General features: G+C 43.1%; 14 protein-coding genes. 5 read left to right on the top strand and 9 right to left on the bottom strand.

Going from position 1 to position 17660, the window contains the following annotated elements; genetic code table 11:
• Position 1: 1 nt before the first annotated feature.
• The 4 genes from OKIT_RS03930 to lplA are packed head-to-tail and all read right to left on the bottom strand — an operon-like array spanning position 2 to position 4423.
• The gene (locus OKIT_RS03930; protein ID WP_007745521.1) at positions 2-1300 is read right to left on the bottom strand and encodes a dihydrolipoamide acetyltransferase family protein; all 1299 of its coding nucleotides are present in this window, start codon (positions 1298-1300) and stop codon (positions 2-4) included.
• Positions 1293-2273, bottom strand: coding sequence for an alpha-ketoacid dehydrogenase subunit beta (locus OKIT_RS03925; protein ID WP_007745520.1), 981 nt, complete (start codon positions 2271-2273; stop codon positions 1293-1295). Before OKIT_RS03925 ends, OKIT_RS03930 begins: the two co-directional genes overlap by 8 nt.
• A 1-nt stretch (position 2274) precedes the next feature.
• Complete coding sequence (locus OKIT_RS03920) at positions 2275-3411, bottom strand: thiamine pyrophosphate-dependent dehydrogenase E1 component subunit alpha (protein ID WP_007745519.1); 1137 nt, start codon at positions 3409-3411, stop codon at positions 2275-2277.
• Complete coding sequence (lplA, locus tag OKIT_RS03915) at positions 3404-4423, bottom strand: lipoate--protein ligase (protein ID WP_007745518.1); 1020 nt, start codon at positions 4421-4423, stop codon at positions 3404-3406. The genes OKIT_RS03920 and lplA overlap by 8 nt, the downstream gene beginning before the upstream one ends.
• A 328-nt stretch (positions 4424-4751) precedes the next feature.
• Between lplA and OKIT_RS03910 the strand changes: the two genes are divergently transcribed.
• Positions 4752-5573, top strand: a complete 822-nt coding sequence (locus OKIT_RS03910; RefSeq protein WP_007745516.1) for an alpha/beta fold hydrolase — start codon at positions 4752-4754, stop codon at positions 5571-5573.
• On the opposite strand, the gene OKIT_RS03905 is transcribed toward OKIT_RS03910, so the two are convergent.
• Positions 5530-7191, bottom strand: coding sequence for an ABC transporter ATP-binding protein (locus tag OKIT_RS03905; protein ID WP_007745510.1), 1662 nt, complete (start codon positions 7189-7191; stop codon positions 5530-5532). The genes OKIT_RS03910 and OKIT_RS03905 overlap by 44 nt on opposite strands.
• 423 nt (positions 7192-7614) lie before the next feature.
• On the opposite strand from OKIT_RS03905, the gene OKIT_RS03900 reads away from it, so the two are divergent.
• From OKIT_RS03900 to OKIT_RS09490, 3 genes are all read left to right on the top strand, one after another.
• Entirely contained in the window at positions 7615-8463 is an 849-nt protein-coding gene (locus OKIT_RS03900) for a helix-turn-helix domain-containing protein (protein ID WP_007745508.1), read from the top strand.
• A 191-nt stretch (positions 8464-8654) separates the two neighbouring features.
• Positions 8655-8945: a hypothetical protein gene (locus tag OKIT_RS03895; RefSeq protein WP_148126053.1), complete on the top strand. Its 291-nt coding sequence runs from the start codon at positions 8655-8657 to the stop codon at positions 8943-8945.
• A 181-nt stretch (positions 8946-9126) separates the two neighbouring features.
• Positions 9127-10407: an MFS transporter gene (locus tag OKIT_RS09490; RefSeq protein WP_007745506.1), complete on the top strand. Its 1281-nt coding sequence runs from the start codon at positions 9127-9129 to the stop codon at positions 10405-10407.
• Here OKIT_RS09490 and OKIT_RS03885 read toward each other — a convergent pair whose 3' ends face one another.
• The 4 genes from OKIT_RS03885 to OKIT_RS03870 form a co-directional block, all read right to left on the bottom strand.
• A complete protein-coding gene (locus tag OKIT_RS03885; protein ID WP_007745505.1) occupies positions 10408-12201 on the bottom strand; it encodes an ABC transporter ATP-binding protein in 1794 nt (597 codons plus the stop codon).
• Positions 12202-12225: 24 nt separating this feature from the next.
• A complete protein-coding gene (locus tag OKIT_RS03880; RefSeq protein ID WP_007745504.1) occupies positions 12226-13932 on the bottom strand; it encodes a glycerophosphodiester phosphodiesterase in 1707 nt (568 codons plus the stop codon).
• 108 nt (positions 13933-14040) lie between these two features.
• Complete coding sequence (locus OKIT_RS03875) at positions 14041-15009, bottom strand: D-2-hydroxyacid dehydrogenase (RefSeq protein WP_007745502.1); 969 nt, start codon at positions 15007-15009, stop codon at positions 14041-14043.
• 346 nt (positions 15010-15355) lie between these two features.
• Positions 15356-16837, bottom strand: coding sequence for an MDR family MFS transporter (locus tag OKIT_RS03870; RefSeq protein WP_007745498.1), 1482 nt, complete (start codon positions 16835-16837; stop codon positions 15356-15358).
• 108 nt (positions 16838-16945) lie between these two features.
• Here OKIT_RS03870 and OKIT_RS03865 point away from each other — a divergent pair, with 108 nt between their 5' ends.
• Positions 16946-17539: a TetR/AcrR family transcriptional regulator gene (locus OKIT_RS03865; protein WP_007745497.1), complete on the top strand. Its 594-nt coding sequence runs from the start codon at positions 16946-16948 to the stop codon at positions 17537-17539.
• Positions 17540-17660 lie beyond the last annotated feature (121 nt).

Below are 17660 nucleotides of genomic sequence, written 5' to 3'. Positions count from 1 at the left end.
CTTACACCTCCATCAGCATATAAGCTGGATCAGCCATGAGCGTCTTGAAATAATTCAAAGATGTCTGCCCTAACATGCCGTCAATCAAACGGTGATCGTAACTAAGACTGAACTTCATCACTTGACCGGCGACAATCGAGCCATCATCAGCCACAATCGGCTCTTTGACAATCGAACCCAGACCAAGAATTGCCACTTCTTTAGCATTGATAATCGGCGTAAACCAAGTACCGCGCGCCGAACCAAGATTGGAAATCGTAATCGTCGCGCCATGCATCTGGTTACCTTTAATTGATCCGTCACGAACAGCGGCAGCCAAATCTTCAATTTCTTGGGCAATTGTCAGAATAGACTTCCGATCAGCTTGTGCAACTACGGGCACGAAGAGGCCGTTTGGCGCGCTAACCGCAACGCCGATATTGATATCGTCATGATAAACAATTTCCTGTTTATCCATATCGACTGAGGCATTCAACTCTGGGAACTTCTTGGCAGTCGCGGCTAAAGCCTTCACAGCATAAGCCAAATAAGTCAAATGAATCGACTGGTCAGCTGCCATGGCTTTGAACTGTTTGCGATGCTCAACCAGTTTAGAAACTTCAATCTGATCGAAATTCGTAACCGTCGGAATCGTCGCGTTTTGTGTCGCCATGGCTTTTGCGATCGCTTTACGGATCGGCGTCATCGCAACACGGCCTTCTTTAACTTCGACTGGTGCTGGAGCTGGTTCCGGACTAGCTGAAACTGGCGCAGCGCTAGCGGCCGGTGCAGCTGTCTGCTGAGGCTGCTCAACAGCTTTTTGCGCATCAGCCATCGTGATGTGGCCATGGCGGCCGGTGGCTGGCACTTGTGCCAGGTCCAAATGATGTTCAAAAGCAAAGTGGCGGACAGAAGGCATAGCCAAAACGTTACCGTTAGAAGCTACCGGTGCTGCTGGTGCCGAACTTTGCGGCTGTTCACTAGCCGCAGGTGCAGGTGCAGGTGCTGGAGCAGGCGTGCTGGTAGTACTGTTGTCTTGTACGGCGGCTCCCGCAGCTGGCGTTTCAGCGCTGCTGCCGCTGCCGTCACCATCAAATTCGATTAAGGGCTGGCCCACTTGAACTGTGGTTCCAGCATCGACAAATAACTTTGTCACTTTACCGGAATAAGGCGATAGAATTTCCTGCAGCAGTTTGTCATTTTGTACTTCGGCGACTGAATCATCGGTCTTTACTTGATCGCCGACTTTGACCAGCCAATTTGAAATCTCGCCTTCAGCCATGCCTTCACCAATATCCGGCATTTTAAAAATTTCAGTCATAGTTGACTACCTCCTTGACTTTGGCAATGACATCATCTGCGTTGGCCATCCAGTCGTTTTCAGCCTGAGCAAATGGATAAACGGTATCCGGAGCGGACACACGGCCAATCGGTGCCCTCAAACTCAAAATAAATCTTTCGGAAATTTCGGCCATCACTGACGCACTAATTCCGGCAATCCGCTGAGCTTCCTGAGCCACAACAACACGGCCGGTCTTTTCTACTGACTTCCCGATCGTCTCGATATCCAAAGGCGAAACAGTTCTCAAATCGACAACTTCAGCGTCAATGCCTTCTTTAGCTAGGCTCTCAGCCGCATTTAAGACGACCGGTGTCATGCCGCCATAGGTAATAATCGAAACGTCTTTGCCTTCACGTGCAATCGCGGCTTTGTCCAATGGAGTCGTATAATAACCGTCTGCGACTTCGCCTTTCAAAGAGCGGTAGAGATGAATATTTTCCAGGAAAACAACAGGGTCATTTGATGCAATCGCACTTAGCAGCAAACCTTTGGCATCAGCCGGATTCGCCGGCATCACAACTCGCAGGCCTGGATTTTGTGCCACCAGGCCTTCTAGGTTATCAGCATGCATTTCCGGTGTCTTTGTACCGCCGCCATAGGGCGCACGTACAACAATCGGCATCTGGCGCGTGCCATTAAAACGAAAACGGTTACGAGCCATTTGCCCGGCAATCGAGTCCATCGTTTCATAGACAAAACCGAAGAACTGGATTTCCATAATCGGGCGAAAACCCTGTGAGGCCAGTCCGATTGCCAGTCCGCCAATGCCCGATTCGGCTAAAGGCGTATTGAAAACGCGGTCAACGCCGTATTTAGTCTGCAGGCCGTCAGTTGCACGGAAAACACCACCGTTTTTACCAACATCTTCCCCAAAAATCAGCACATTCTCATCACGGCCCAGCGCTAGATCCTGTGCATCTCTCACAGCTTCGATATAACTCTTCACAGCCATTTTATCTGCCCTCGCTTTCAAATTTCTTTATCTGTTCGCGCATCACATAACTAGGTACTTCCAGCGTATTTTTAAGGTAGTCGCTGATTTTCTGCTTATCAACCTGATCGGCTTTTTTAATATCCGCGTCAATCCGCGCGTCAATCTGAGCAATCGTCTCTTTTTCTTGATCCTCACTCCACAATCCTTGGTCCGTCAGATACTTGCGCATGCGAATTAAAGGATCCTTCTTCCACCAATCAGCAATATCTTCCTTGCTGCGGTAACGCAGCGGATCATCACCGGCTGTTGAGTGTGCTTCAAAACGATTTGTCAGCAGTTCAATCAGAACAGGGCCTTTGCCGGAAACAGCCCAAGCGCGTGCCTCTTTAGCCGCTAAATAAGCAGCGATGGCATCCTGGCCGTCAACGACGATACTTGGCAAACCAGCTGCCCAGCCCTTTGCTGCCAAATGCGCTGCTGCTGTCTGATCAGCACGCGGCATTGAGATTGCATAACCATTATTTTGAACAAAGAAGACGGCATTAGCGTGATAGGCGCCGGCAAAATTCAGTGCCTCGTAAAAGTCGCCTTGCGAACTGCCACCATCTCCTGTGTAGGCATAAGCGACTGCATTTTGTTCACGTTTTTTCAAGCCCAAAGCGACACCGGCTGCTTCCACGTATTGGGCGCCGATAATAATTTGCGGAAACCAGGAATTAACCGGCTGGCCATCTTCTGTTTTAAATTCATTGCCCAGCACATGCCCGCGGCTCCAAAGAATGGCTTTATAAATCGGCCAGCCTTTAGCGACAACCTGTGGAATATCCCGATAGCCCGGGAACAGCCAATCCTCAGCACGAAACGCAAAAGCCGTCCCCATCTGGGAAGCCTCTTGACCGGCAGTCGGCGCAAAGAAACCGAAACGGCCCTGTTTAGCCAATTTTGTCGATCGAATATCCAATTGGCGGTTCAACAGCATACTGCTGAACAATTTAACGAGATCGTCATTGCTCAGATCAGCACGCTTTAAAGCCTCTTCATCGACAATCTGGCCATCATTATTTAAGACGGACAATGTCGGAAAATTATCATCCTGTGCCTTGAGCTGAGTTGCAAAATCCAAAATCTGGTGATTAAGATTTGAGATGTTAGACATTTTCTTCCTCCTGAACATTTTTAGCACCAGCAGAGAACATGGCGGCTAGACCATGATCGTCAATTGATCCGAAATAATGCCCGCCGGCGTTTGCATGCAATACTTGATAAACAGCATCCGGATCAAAGGGCAATCCGATAAAACGATCCTTGATTTCGCGCCAATCCCGTACGCCGAGAAAATCACCGCGAAAATCAATTGCCTGGATACGGCCTTGGTCAACATTGGCAGAAACATCAATGGCGCCACCCGTAAACTTTTCATGGTTCGTAAAATTAAATTTCGGACTCGTGCCGTAATTCCAATCCCAAGTCGCAAACTGCTGATCGCGCAAATCCAAAATTCCTTTTTTCTGCTGATCAGATAAGACGTATTCTGTATCACGGCCTTCATCTGTCAGATAATATTGCAAAGCCTGCCAGAATTTTTCCAGCGTTAAATCAGCTGGCGCGTAGTCTTTGATATTGCCCACTCGCGCGCGCACTGATTTAGCAGCTTTTGAGATGAATTTCTCATCAGCAACATTCAACGAACGCACCATACTGTCAACATCAGAATTCCAAAGCAAAGTCCCGTGGTGCATCAAGTAACCGCCGGCATAGCGCTGTGCATTGCCGCTGATTTTTTTACCGTCAATCGTTAAATCATTTCGGCCGCTGATCTCTGCCTCAATGCCGACTTCGTGCAAAGCATCATACATCGGGCGGACAAACTTATGAAAATCGACTTCAGCACTACTTTTGACCGGTACAAAAAAAGTGAAACAAATATTCCCCAAATCATGAAAGACAGCGCCGCCGCCAGAAACCCGCCGGACTACCTGTGTGTGGTGTTCATCAATAAAATCCTGATTTACTTCGGCAAAGGTGTTCTGATTCCGACCGACAATGACAGCGTTGCGATTCTGCCAGAGCGAGAAGACCGGTTGGTCAGGCTTTAAATGATATAAAAGCCAGCTGTCCATTGCGATATTTGTGTAAGCATCTGTGCCAAAATATTTAATATATTGCATTGATTACCTCTACTTTGTGAAATGCAGTCTGCCCTTTTTGTAAGCGTTTTCATCTCACAAGACAATTCTAACACTGCAAGATAAGTCTGCCATCATGCTCATAAAAAGACTTTTAAAAAAATTTTCTAACCGGCGTGATTGTTCATAAATGAGCGATGTTTCAGGCAATCAGTCCGCGTTTCACATCGGAAAGCATATCCAACACAAGTACCTTGAAAAGTAATATTTTTAAATCATAAATTATATTTTTTAAAATCAGAAATGTGCATTTCACAAGAAAGGCCGCTCGAATTGAAACAGCCGGCGCGAGAATTTATATACTGTAGTCATGAGCTTTTTTTATACAAATGACCATGTCAAACTTGATTATCACGAACTCGGTGATCCATCCGGACTGCCTGTGATTTTAATTGAGGGCTATTCCGGCAGCGAGATGACTTGGGTCGGACAGATTTCTGATTTCACGAAGGCTGGATTTCATGTGATCACTTATGACCGGCGCAATCATGGCAAAAGCCAGAGCGTCCCTTTCGGTATGCGAATTTCTCGTCACGCCATGGATCTAGCTGAATTAATTGACCATTTGCAGTTGAAACAAAAAATTGTCCTGATTGGCCACTCCATGGGTGCTTCAACTATTTTTGCCTATCTGTCTTTATTCGGCAGCCAGCGCCTGCAGGCCGTTGTCACGGAAGATCAATCACCCAAGGCAATTAACGACAAGGGCTGGCAATTTGGACAATATGACAGCAGTTGGTCAAATTTCTTGGAGTTAGTCAAGAAAATCCGCACGACCAGATTCACACGCATTCCCGTTGACCAGCAATTCAAAATCGCCTTAGGCAAAGTCTATCGACCTTTCGATTTTGACTTCAACGAACCGCTCTTGATCGATTCTTTAAGCCAAGATTGGCGGGATCAAATTCCTTTAGAAACTGAGCCGCACTTGTTTTTAGCCGGTGAAAAATCGCCATTATGGCCGGCCGGACAGGCTAAAGCAGCAGCCGAGATGAATCCGCTAGCTGAAAGTTATGTCTTTGCAGGCGCGGGCCACATCCCTCATTTGGAACTAGCTCCCGAATTCAACCAGGTAGTGATTGACTTTATCAATCGGCATCGACCGGCTGATTCACATCTTTCAGATAAATAATTTGATCCAACAAACGTGATGATGCATCGTGTAACTGATGCGTCACGATGATTAAAGTAATATCCTGGATCTTAAATAAAGTCTGTTCAATCTGAATGGCTGACTCACGGTCCAAAGATGAAGTTGCTTCATCGACAAGCCAAATGCTGCCCTGCTCAATCAGGCCTCGAGCAATGGCAATCCGCTGCTGCTGCCCGCCGGATAAGTTGCGGCCGTTTTCACTAATGATCGTATCCAAACCTTCTGGTAAGGAATCAATCAAGCTGATCAAGCCGCTTTTGAAAAGTACATTTTGCAGGCTGCTCTTGTTAATTGGCTCGCCTAAAGTGAGATTAAAAAGCAGCGACTCATTAAAAATATGTGGTTTCTGATTTAAATAAACCAGTTGTTTACGCAGATCTGCTGGCGTCATGTTTTGCAAATCTTGCCCATTGACCGCAATCACACCACGGTAATGATCAAGTTTGCCGGCAATCAAATCCAGCAACGTACTTTTCCCACTACCGGATTCACCGACCAGCGCATATTTTTTTGCTTTTTGAAAGCTTAGCGTCAGCCCGTGAAGAATATCTGATTCTTTATTCGGATAGCTAAAAGACAAATTCGTTAACTGAATCGCAGCATCACTATCAACAGCGTTGCTCAAATTGGCCGTTGGCGTCATGCGAACACTACTTGGCTCTTCTTTTATCTCAGGCAATTGTCCATATTTAGCAAACACGGGTTTCACAGTCCCCACCTCAACCAAGTTAGCAATCATACCAGTGAGACTAGCAAAAATCGTCGCTGAAAAGTAACGGGCACCGCTAATCGCACCAGCTGAGACGAGATGCATAAAAAACAGCAGCGCAGCTTGGGCCACTAAAATCACTTGACTAATCAGACTCGTGAAATTCGAGCTGGCAGACATGGTTGCACTGGCTTTAGCAAATTTCACTCTTTTATCGGCCAAATCCTGCGAAGCTTTTGTGATTTCACGATGGATAAGGTGCGGACGATTAATCATGACTAATTCATCAAAGCCCAACAAAAAATCAGACATTTTGCTCGTCGCTCTTTCAGCTGCTTGTGTGGCCTTTAAAGATGCCTGATTCATTTTAGCTGTAAAAATCTTCGGAGCTAACAACATCAAAGCAGATAAAACGATAATTGTGATAATCATCGAATAATGAAAACTCAGCATGGCACCGATACTCATGAGGATCGTTAAAAATTGGCTCAGGGCCATTTCCAGATTACCAAAACCGAATTCATTAATGGTTGAAATATCATTTGTCAGCCAAGAGACGTAGACGGAGCTGCTCTTCTCATGAAAAGCACTCACAGACCTGTTCAATAAGGAACTCGTAATATCTTGACGAATTAAGGTATCCATTTTTTGGATCGACTTAGTTAAGGTCACCGCTTCAAAATAAATTTGCAGCGACCAAATCACGCTGGTCAATAACAGGACCACGACCCAGATGATGACAGCACGAAATTTGAAGGCAACAGCGCTGGTTAAAATATTAGCAGTACTGAGGCCATACAAAGTCGTACAGGATGACCCGATCACGACCCAAAACAACACGATTAAATTTTCTTTCCAAGCTCGACGAATATATTTAGCTAAAGGCACCGATAAACCACACTTTCTTTTCTTGATTGACTATATTTATGAAGAGCCGCAACTGTTTAAAAAAATGAGTCTGTCAGGATAGAAAAGGTCCGCTTAGAAAAAATAAATTTATGTAAATGAAACGATAGATCTATTAACTTATGTAACAACACCTCAACTACACTTGAGAACTCATCTTCTGAAAAATCTCTTGTGTTTGCATGTTCCAAACACGATGAAGATAAAATCATGAGACCTTCTCAGTTAAGTTGTTGTCAGTTAATCATGGCTTTATTGTACTCGTTGATATACACAGCGTTTCATAATTATGCAAAAAAATTGATAATAACTGATTCCAACACCAGTAAAGGTAATGATGTCTTCATTCCTGCTTTTAAGAGGTCCTTTTCTTTTTAATTCTGATTATGTAATAATAACCTGCAAATGGATAGATTATCAAAAACAAACGCTGGTCAATTATTTCATAAAATTAGAAACAACCGAGGATTCAGCGTTGCTCAACTATCATCAGGGATTCTTTCTCCGTCAACGATTAACAAATTCGAAGCCGGAACGATTCAGCTCTCTTTTTTTAATTTGGCTCCTTTGTTGCAGAAAATGGATTATAGTCTTGACGATTTTTACAATCAAGTGCAAACAAGCTCTGCATCGGCGTCCTACAGAAAATTTCTCGATGGTTTTGAAAGCATTTATCAGGAAAATGATCTGCCAACTCTTAAAAAAGCGAGTCAAGAATTGTGTGCCGTTTACGAAAAGGATCAGAATTTTCAAAGTTTAATCCAGGCTGCGACAGCAATTTCTTTAACCAAAAGTGTTGACCAAAGTTATGAAACAAATCCACTGATTACTCAAAGAATCACTGAATACCTGTTAAAAGTTAACTATTGGGGGAAATTAGAAGTTGCCATTTTCAACAATTGTTCCTTTTTGCTAACTTCTCAAATGGTTAAAACGATTACTAAAGAATTAATTTATTCGCAAAGCGTATCAGCGCTGGCGCTCATCAATGTTGCTGATTTAATGTACCAGAGACAGGAGTATCAACTGGCTAAAGAAATCGTGAAGCAAGTTGAAAACTTACGCTTGAATCAAAACGATCTAGTTACGCGTTTTAAGTTCCTCTTCATGAAGAATCTCTTAACTTTAGATGCATCGACAGCTCGTGTTAGGAACCAGCAATTAATTGATGGGTCGCTCAGATCTCTGGGTTCAAACAGTTTGGCTTCTACTTTTGAGGTCTATATGACCAAACATTCCTTTCCGAATACTTAGAATTGCGTAGTATTTGCGTTAAAAACTTTCAATTTGGTGAACATAACGACTATAAGATAGCTTTCTTCCAAAAGAAAAATAATGAGTTACGATTAATTCAATTTTTAACTGGGAGGAAAAATAATACGTCCAATAGGATGAACAATCGACGGAATCAAGTTCTAATTGTTTACATCGTTTTTATAGCTCTTTTGGCATTATTCATTCATAACGACCTGCTCTGGTTCCTTTGGCAGCTGGGTTGTGCGGCCACGGTGTTAACGGTTAATATCGCTTTTCCGATTATCCAGGCTGGTCTTGCCCAGCAGCTTGAGCATGATTTACTTTTTGCCTTCTCTTGGTTATTGAATGTCCTGATTTTTAGTTTGCTACTCCATGTGAACACTCACTCTCCTCATTACTTTTTAGCCATTGTCCTTGTCTCTTTGATCGCCTTGCTGATACAAGCTGGCTATGATCTCGTCAACTATCGCAAGAGATAAAGAACCAGTCTATTTGTATCAATGAAGGAATCACAGAAATGAGTGATTTAGAATTAATGCTTAAAATTAAGGCCTTTTTCAAAATGAGAATATAACTATGATCTGAATCGCAGGCTCACGGCACACAGACGAAGTCGCTCCATTAACGAGCCAAATGCCTCCTGCAGACTAAACTGTTAGTATGAAATCAATGTCTATGCAGCCAGTAAATAACAATCTAACCAAGACTTTGATTATCAAATTTTTTGGTACTTTTGGCAGTGAAATGCTTTCCTTTGCGATTAGCTTGTATATTCTGCGGCGAACAGGCTCGGCCTTAGGCATGGGAGTCAGTTTGATCACGGGGCCGCTAATCAGCGTATGCCTGACGCCCTTTGTCGGTTACGCTGTTGATAGCTATAGCCATAAAAAAATCATGGTGGCATCGCAGCTTGGTACGATTATCTCGCTATTATTGTTTGCTTTTTGTTTCACTGCCTTTCCACAAGCTTATTTCCTGATACTGGTCGTCTTAATTGCCTTGCTAGCGATCACTGATGGTTTTTTGACCACAGCCGTGCAGGCAAGTCTGGCGCAGCTCTTCAATAAAGATGATCTTCAAAAAGCGAATTCACTGAACCAGTCGATTTCGTCACTGGCCGAGTTTTTAGCACCGGTTCTCGGGGCTGTGGTGTACACACTTGTCACACTAAATGTCTTCGCTTATTTAGAAGTGATTTTTGAAACCGTTGCCTTGATCGCAATTCTAGTTCTCAAGTTTACCAAGATTCGTCGTCCGATAAGCAATCAAGGCATGCAGACTGAAGGCACAGAAAACCATCTCGGATCCAATTTTATGGCAGGCCTTAGATTCTTGTGGGAAAACAAATTATATCTGATGTTTTCCGGATCCTCTGGCGTCATCAATTTTTTCTTTGCAACGATCAATGTTGGCCTGCCTTTCTTTTTAGTGGACAGACTACATCTCAGCAACACACAATATGGATTAACAGAATCAGCCTTTGCTGGCGGCATGTTCCTCGGTGGTCTGGTTTTGAGCCGGCTGCCCTTGAAAAACCAATCATTAAAAGTGGCTTACTTCAGTTTGGCTGTCTTTTCCTTAATCATTGCCCTGATTGGCCTGCCATCGCTGTTGACTTTGCCAAAAGCCGCTTATGCTTTAGTGTTTATCACAATTAATCTTGTACTGGGCCTCCTGCTCGTATTTTCAAACACACCGGTTGAAGTCTACATGCAGCAGCATATCCCAGAAGAGATGCAGGGACGCGTCTTCTCCATGGACGAGACGCTCAGCTCAGTGCTGATGCCAGCCGGAACGATTGTCTTCGGGATCTTGTTTGACCGATTAGATGTTTTTGCCGTCTTTATCTTTGGCGGGTTTATGATGCTGCTGCTCTCCTGCTGGGCCTTTGTCGTAATTAATCATCACCGGGAAACGGCCCTAATATCGGAACAGAAATAATTATTTAGTATCCGCTTCTTTCTTTAAAGCTTTATTTTGAATTGAATAATAATCGCGATAATAATCATTATTTTTTAAAAGATTTTCATGCGTATCAAAAGCCACGACTTTCCCTTTGTTCAGAACCAAGACCTTATCAGCGATCGTCACAGAATTCAGGCGATGCGTAATAAAGAACACAGTTTTATCAGCGCCAATACGGACAAATTTTTGAAACAGCGAGTATTCGCTTCTCGGGTCTAACGAAGCTGTCGGCTCATCGAGAATTAAGATTTGCCGATTGGCAAAAATGCCCCTGGCCAAAGCTAATTTTTGCCACTCTCCGCCAGACAGCTCAGTGCCATTTTCATATTCTTTACCCAGCTGCACATCGAGCAAGGAGCTTTCCGATACACCCTTATTTGGATCAAAGCCAGATATTTTCATGGCGTCAATTAAAGCCTGACTGTCATCTTGTTTGTCCAGGTCTGAGATGGCAATATTTTCTTTGACCGTCAGTGAAAACTTCGCATAATCTTGAAATACGGCTGAAAACAAAGAACGATAACTGAATAAATCAAATTCTTGGACGGTCTGGCCATTCAATTGAATATGGCCTTGATTAGGATCATAAAAACGCAGCAGCAATTTCATCAAAGTTGTTTTACCGGAACCATTTTCGCCGACAATCGCAATTTTCTGGCCTTTAGTCACATCGAAATTCACATCGTTCAGAGCGGGCCGCGGACTATGAGGATAAGTAAAACTAACATGTTTGAAACTGATGCCTTTGACTGTGCCGACTTTGGTTGTGCCTCTTTTATCGATCGTATCGCTGCTTTTCAGGAAATTAAAATACTTCTCCATGTAGAGCAAAGTGTCATACAGCAAGCTGCTGTCTTCGATCATTGAAAAAATATTCTCGGCGATATAACCAATCGCGCTGGTAAGTGTTAATAAGGCACCCACGCGAAAACGGCCAGCCTGAATCGAGAAAACAAACCATAAAAGAGCCAAAATACTGATCAAGCTGCTAACCGTCATGGAAGCTAAAGCAATAATCATTTTCTTGGCTCTTCTTTGGTTAACAGCATGATGAATCTGCCAAAAAATCCTCTGATAGCGTTTAATAAAAAAGTCAAAAGCATTAAACAAGCGAATTTCTTTTGTAAAGTCCTTGTTCAGCACGGCTTGACTGGCGTACTGCATTTTTCTCGCGTCACTGCTTGCACCGACCATTGTTTCAAAAGCTTCTTGCTGTACACGATATGAAACCAAGCTCTCAGGAATCATTGAGACCAGGATCAGTAAGGCAATCAGTGGGTTGTAAGTCGCCAACAGCACACCCATGGAAACAATCGTAATAAAGCTGCTAATCACGCTGGTTCCAAACACAATCAAGTTAACCGGCCGCCAAGAACTTTGCGAATTAATGACTTGAACCTGATCGTAAAAATCAGCATCTTCAAAGTTAGCCAAGCCTTGCAGTTCTTTCGTCTTGTTCATGAGGCTCGTATTCACAAAAGCAATCAAGCGGTCTGTCAAAACTCCCTGAACATTAGTTGCCAACGGAATCGTGATCAAAGAGACAAAAAAACTAATTCCCCAAAATAAGAAATTTTCATAGTTTAAACGGCCAACACTCAGCTGATTGAGCATCTCTTGGGCAAAAAAAGTCAGCAGTGACGGTATCAGCGCTTTTAACGGAATGACTAAAATTAAAATACTGCTATCGAGTTTATCAGCCCGCCAAAAAAGCAGCAGACTTTTAAAATACAGGCCCAAATATTTTGTTAGAGATTTTCTTTTTGCCATGTCTAAGAATAAAAATACACCTAATTAATACACTTGGCGAATAGTCAGCATATAACGCAACAAGGCTTGATTGTATGATAGACGCCTGGGGGCCGCTAGAATGCTTTTCAGTCTTTGTGGATAATCCGTAATAATGCTGTCCACATTCATGACACTGAGCCACTGCATAGCTTGTCGATCATTGGCCGTCCAAGCAAAAATACGTTTATGCTGTCTGTGAATCTTTTTCACGAGCATATTATTCAAAGTACTGTACTCGGTCGTATAAAAATTGTTGTCTCCTCCTGGCAAAGACTCCGTATTATAAGAAACAATAAAGCCAACTTTTAAGCGTGGCTGCTTCGTGTGGATCTGACGCATCACATTCTGGTTCAAAGAATGCAATAAATCACCATGTCGAAGCAAAGCACTGCCATACTGACGCAAGAAAGTTTTTGTCAAGGTCGAAGACTGTTGCACCATGGGTGGTGTTTTAATCTCGACGAGTAATTTTTGCTGATGGTCTTGGGCGCGATTCATGTATTCGCGCAAAGAAACCATTTTCGCTTTATGACCACGGTAGGTCATCGTAAGCCTCTTCAATCGCTTTAAAGTCACATGCTCAGCTTGCAATTTGTGGCCAGTCAAAGTCTTCAGGTTATCATCGTGCACTACAACAAATTGGTGATCCTTTGTATAGTGAACATCTAATTCGATGTAGTCAGGCTTAACACGCACCGTTGATACGAGGCTTTGCAGGCTGTTTGGCACACCGTTATTGCCATTGGAACCTTTATGTGAGATTACAAGAGGTATTCTGTCCAGTCGGGGAAAGAAATTATCAGCTAATAGACAAGAAGCCGCGCCAACAGCGACCGTAGCCAAGACAGCTGCAGCGGCTTGCTGAAAAGAAATACGAGGGCGGCGTTTCTGATAAAGAAAATGATTTTCGACAGGAAAAGATTGTTTAAAAATATTTTTCAGCAATTCATAAGTCGCAGCATATAAAATAGCTGTGAATAAAATCATCAGGCTATTAGCAAACAGGCGGGCCGATAAAAATACCAAGTGATCAACGAGAGTCTGGACGGCAAACACAATTCCTGTTATGACAGACAGCACGATGACATTGATAAATAATATCAAACACAAATGAAGGATTTTTTTAGTCGGCATCTCTTTCCAGCTATATCGGAGAGCTTGAAAGAAAGACTGGCCCGACATCACAGCCGGAATGACCTGAAGAAATTTGATCGTGAATAGCCAAAAACATATCAGACCTAATAAAATAGCAGCTATCAGAAAAATGTTGCCAGCAAATGGCTGAATGATAAAATCAGGCAGTTTAATCAAAGTTGCCAAAGGCAATTTATAACCAATGTTTGCTAAGGGTAAGGCAGCTAACAATAGCCACAAGCACATCATGTGCAGGCCTGGATGAAAATATCGCAGCCGCATGCCAGACCAGCGGGTATTGCGATGCTTAATGGCAAGAAAATAAAAAAAGAACAATTGGATTGACCAAACAAAAGCCAGCCAGATGAGGATATAGCAAGCTAAGCCTAAAAATAAATTAAGCCAGTTGCTTAAAGGCCAACTCAAAATATGGTCTATCTGTGGCATCAATTGATTAGCGAATTGGAACAGAAAATTTGCCAACCAATTAAAAACCAGCAGAAAAACTAAAATAACGATGATCGTCATGTCCATGCTGCCAGGTATTTTTCTTTTGTGTGCTTGTCTAAAAGGCATTCTGTTTATCCTCACCCGATAAGTTTGTGCTTTTGTGCGTATTTTTGCAGCGCCGGCTGCTGACAAAACATGTGTTAATGATTGGTGTTACAAGTCAAATGTCTTTTTTTACTTATAAAAATGCACAAGATTACTTGGCTTGCCAGCCAAGTAATTGGTCAAGTTACTAACAGTGATATCCAGCAACCTCTTTCGGGTCTCAAAGGGTGCCCAAGCAATATGCGGCGTGATGTAGCAATTTTTAGCTTTCAGCAAGGGATTATCAGCACTAATTGGTTCAGTGCCGACGACATCAGTAGCAAAAGCATAAATATCTCCCCGATTCAGCGCCTTAGCGAGATCAGTTTCGTTCACGAGTTTGCCACGTGCTGTGTTTAACAAAATCGCGCTCTTTTTCATTTTTTTCAGGCTGCTGCGATCGATTAAATTAACTGTATCCGGGGTCTGGATAGTATGCAGGCTGATGACATCGGACCTTGTCAACAGCTCATCCAAATCCACCTGTCCAGCCCATGATGGGTGGTCTTTTTTCGGGCGATGATTGTAAAAAATGACTTTCATGGCAAAAGCGTGCCCCAGTTCGGCAACTTTTTTTGCAATATGGCCATAACCGATCAGCCCCAAAGTCTTGCCCTGCAGCTCGAATAAAGGCCGTTCCCAGAAAGTAAAATTAGGGACGCACAGCCATTTGTCTTCGTGTACCAAACGGTTATGCAGGCCTACTTGGCTCGCCACTTCAAGCAATAAGGCAAAAGTAAATTGCGCCACCGCATCAGTGGCGTAAGTGGGCACATTCGTCACGGCAACATGATTACGATCAGCACTCTGAATATCGACAACATCATAGCCCGTTCCCATAATACCGATGTAGCGCAATCGGGGCGCCTGGCTAATCACCCGGTCGTTTAAAGGCGTTTTATGTGTCAGAACAATCTCTGCTTGACCGATTCTTTGGAGAATTTCTTCATTATTATTAACGGCCGTTCGATCATAATGGTCAAGCTCTCCCAGCTGATCTAGTTGCTGCCAATCAAGATCGTGATTTAAAGCATAACCATCTAAAAGGACTATTTTCATGACTGTTTGCCTCTACTTTATTAATCGCATTAGCTTAATTTTATACCTGGGCGTCAGGCGAACAGCGCAAACGAGATATCGTGACTTCACAGATCTTAATCATGGTTTAATTTCGGCTTGTTATACTGTTGTCTGGCTTTGAGTTGATGAATAAAGGAGTCAAATCAATTATGCAGACAAATACGAAGACTGCTTCGGCAGAAATACTTGAACAGGCAAAACTTCGAAAAGTTCAGAAGCGACACCAAATTAAGCAGCAAACAACTAAACAAAAATTAACGAATCATAATAAAAAGACCGCTTGAGGTCTTTTTTTATCACTCCATTAACGGTCATCATAAGCCGTTCATTTGTCGCTCTTCATTCTGTTGGTTAAAAGAATACATGGCAAAGCAATTAATAAAGCAGCGATCGCAATGCACAGAAAGGCATACTGAAAGGAATGTGCTTGGATCAAATCCAAGTGCTGCAGAATAAATTGGTGCATCTTTAACGGTTTCATTTGAAAGTGGCCATTCGCTAAATTCACTTTGAATTGTTTTATCTGAGTGTGCGAGTAAGCCGTCATTAAGGTCGTGACAATCGCCGATCCAAAGGCACTGCCAATGTTTTGAATGGTACGCGAACCAATCGAAGCGGCCGGAATGAATCGGCCCTCCATACCTGTATACGAGTCAGCCATTAGAGGCATCAAGATACCGCCAGCACCGATTCCTCTAATTAAAAGAACAAAAGCGATCAGCCAATATGGCGTTTGGCCATCAATCCAATAAAAAGGAATTGTACCGGCAAAAGTGACCACCAGACTCGCTAAAACCACATACTTAGCTCCGATCTTATCCGTTAATCTGCCAGTGAGCGTCCTAGAGACCAGCATACCAATGCCTTGTGGAATCAGAGCCAGCCCGGCTGCCATCACGCTCATACCGCGGATGTTTTGAAAAAACAAAGGTAATACCAGCATAGCGCCATTTAAAACAGTGCCAGCAATTAATAACCCAAGCACCGATCCATTAAACGAACGATATTTAAATAAACTGAGAGGCAAAACAGCTTTTTCTTTGAGCCGAAAGGCCCAAGCTAAGTACAAAAGCAATAAAATCAGGCCCAAGCCCATGAACCAGAGCGTGCTTTGATTTAAGAAACTGGCATCTCGTGCTGCACGCACAATCGCATAAATAATACTCGTTGTCGCTGCAGCAATGAAAAATATACCGACAAAATCCATTTTGGCCGATTTATTTTGTGCCGGGTAATTCGGCATTTTTAACAGAATCAAAATGATCGCAATCAGTGCTACAGGGACATTAACCCAAAAAATCCACTGCCAAGATAAATATCGAATAATGACGCCGCCAATTACCGGCCCCACCAAAGGCCCTAGAATAATCGGCAGCCCAACAGTTGCCATCATTTGCCCCATAACTTTTTGACCAGCCGTTTGAACCAGTAAAGTCGTCAATAAAGGCATGATAATGCCGCCAGCAAATCCTTGCACTAAGCGCGCGCCAATTAAAAATTGTGCGTTGCCAGCTAAAGCTGAAAGAATAGAACCCAGGACAAATAGTATTTCACCGGATACAAAAACAAATTTGCCATCAAATTTGTTTAACAACCAGCTGGAAAAAGGGACAGCTATTCCTGTCGCTAACACATAACCTGTAATAGTCCACTGTATGGTTGAAATTGAGCTGTTCAAATTTTTAACCAGGCTATGAATTGCGATATTCACCATTGTCGAATCTAATAAAGGTGCAATCGCTCCCAAAACCAAAATCCAAGCAGTTACCATCGTGGATTTGGAAATGGTATTTTCTCTTTTCTGCATGATGTCTCCTTTTTGTTTAAGATACTAAAAGTTTCTTAACAAGAAATGTTATATTACTCTTAGGACGGAAAGTCAATAAGATACTTAAAGTTTCTTAATAGGAAAATTATGGCTGAAAAAAGACGACGCGGGCAGGAACTAGAAAAAGATATATTTATTACCGCACGAAAAATTATTAATGAAGATGGATTTCGGGCTTTAACATTTGAGCGAGTCGCTCAGCAGGCTGCAACCAGCAAACCGGTTATTTATCGTCGCTGGAAGACACCTTTTGAACTGGCTTTAGCCGCACTCCAAGACCAAATTCGCCGGGAAAACAACGGTAAAGTGGATGAAGTAACCCTTAGCGGCAGCGATCTGCGCGAAGATCTTTTCCAAGTGATGAAGCGTTTTTTGGTTAGTGTGGATGTCATTGGCAAAAGCCTGATCAGAGAAATTCTGACCGAGCCCGATATGTATACCGATTCTCTTCCTGGGATCATCGGCGAAAATTCCGACATTGATATTCATGCGATTGACCGTGTTTTGCAACGAGCAGCTAATCGTGGAGAACCCGTCAAACAAAATCTATCAAGAACACTGAAATTGCTTCCTTTTGATTGGCTGCGCTATCGCGTCTTTGTTAGAGAAAATACCGATCAAGCCGCACTAGAACTGCTCATCGATGAGATTATTCTACCGATTTATTTAGAACATGAGTGACTATGTTTATTTTTGAAAAAACGCAATGTTACACCGTTAAGCTAGCAACTGCCGGTTCATTTTGAATGGCGTTCGGCGGCAACTAAACGCTTTTTAGTTAGAAATCATTTTTCCTGTGCAT

Source organism: Oenococcus kitaharae DSM 17330, assembly GCF_000241055.1.
GTDB classification, from domain to species: domain Bacteria; phylum Bacillota; class Bacilli; order Lactobacillales; family Lactobacillaceae; genus Oenococcus; species Oenococcus kitaharae.
This window is presented reverse-complemented; position numbering and strand designations above follow the sequence as displayed.

What these genes read in the sequence shown, in the direction of transcription:
- OKIT_RS03920 (WP_007745519.1), bottom strand. Translation starts at nt 3,411, where the DNA reads ATGTCTAACATCTCAAATCTTAATCACCAGATTTTGGATTTTGCAACT.
- OKIT_RS03885 (WP_007745505.1), bottom strand. Translation starts at nt 12,201, where the DNA reads ATGGCAAAAAGAAAATCTCTAACAAAATATTTGGGCCTGTATTTTAAA.
- OKIT_RS03865 (WP_007745497.1), top strand. Translation starts at nt 16,946, where the DNA reads ATGGCTGAAAAAAGACGACGCGGGCAGGAACTAGAAAAAGATATATTT.
- OKIT_RS03875 (WP_007745502.1), bottom strand. Translation starts at nt 15,009, where the DNA reads ATGAAAATAGTCCTTTTAGATGGTTATGCTTTAAATCACGATCTTGAT.
- lplA (WP_007745518.1), bottom strand. Translation starts at nt 4,423, where the DNA reads ATGCAATATATTAAATATTTTGGCACAGATGCTTACACAAATATCGCA.
- OKIT_RS03910 (WP_007745516.1), top strand. Translation starts at nt 4,752, where the DNA reads ATGAGCTTTTTTTATACAAATGACCATGTCAAACTTGATTATCACGAA.
- OKIT_RS09490 (WP_007745506.1), top strand. Translation starts at nt 9,127, where the DNA reads ATGAAATCAATGTCTATGCAGCCAGTAAATAACAATCTAACCAAGACT.
- OKIT_RS03925 (WP_007745520.1), bottom strand. Translation starts at nt 2,273, where the DNA reads ATGGCTGTGAAGAGTTATATCGAAGCTGTGAGAGATGCACAGGATCTA.
- OKIT_RS03870 (WP_007745498.1), bottom strand. Translation starts at nt 16,837, where the DNA reads ATGCAGAAAAGAGAAAATACCATTTCCAAATCCACGATGGTAACTGCT.
- OKIT_RS03930 (WP_007745521.1), bottom strand. Translation starts at nt 1,300, where the DNA reads ATGACTGAAATTTTTAAAATGCCGGATATTGGTGAAGGCATGGCTGAA.
- OKIT_RS03880 (WP_007745504.1), bottom strand. Translation starts at nt 13,932, where the DNA reads ATGCCTTTTAGACAAGCACACAAAAGAAAAATACCTGGCAGCATGGAC.
- OKIT_RS03900 (WP_007745508.1), top strand. Translation starts at nt 7,615, where the DNA reads ATGGATAGATTATCAAAAACAAACGCTGGTCAATTATTTCATAAAATT.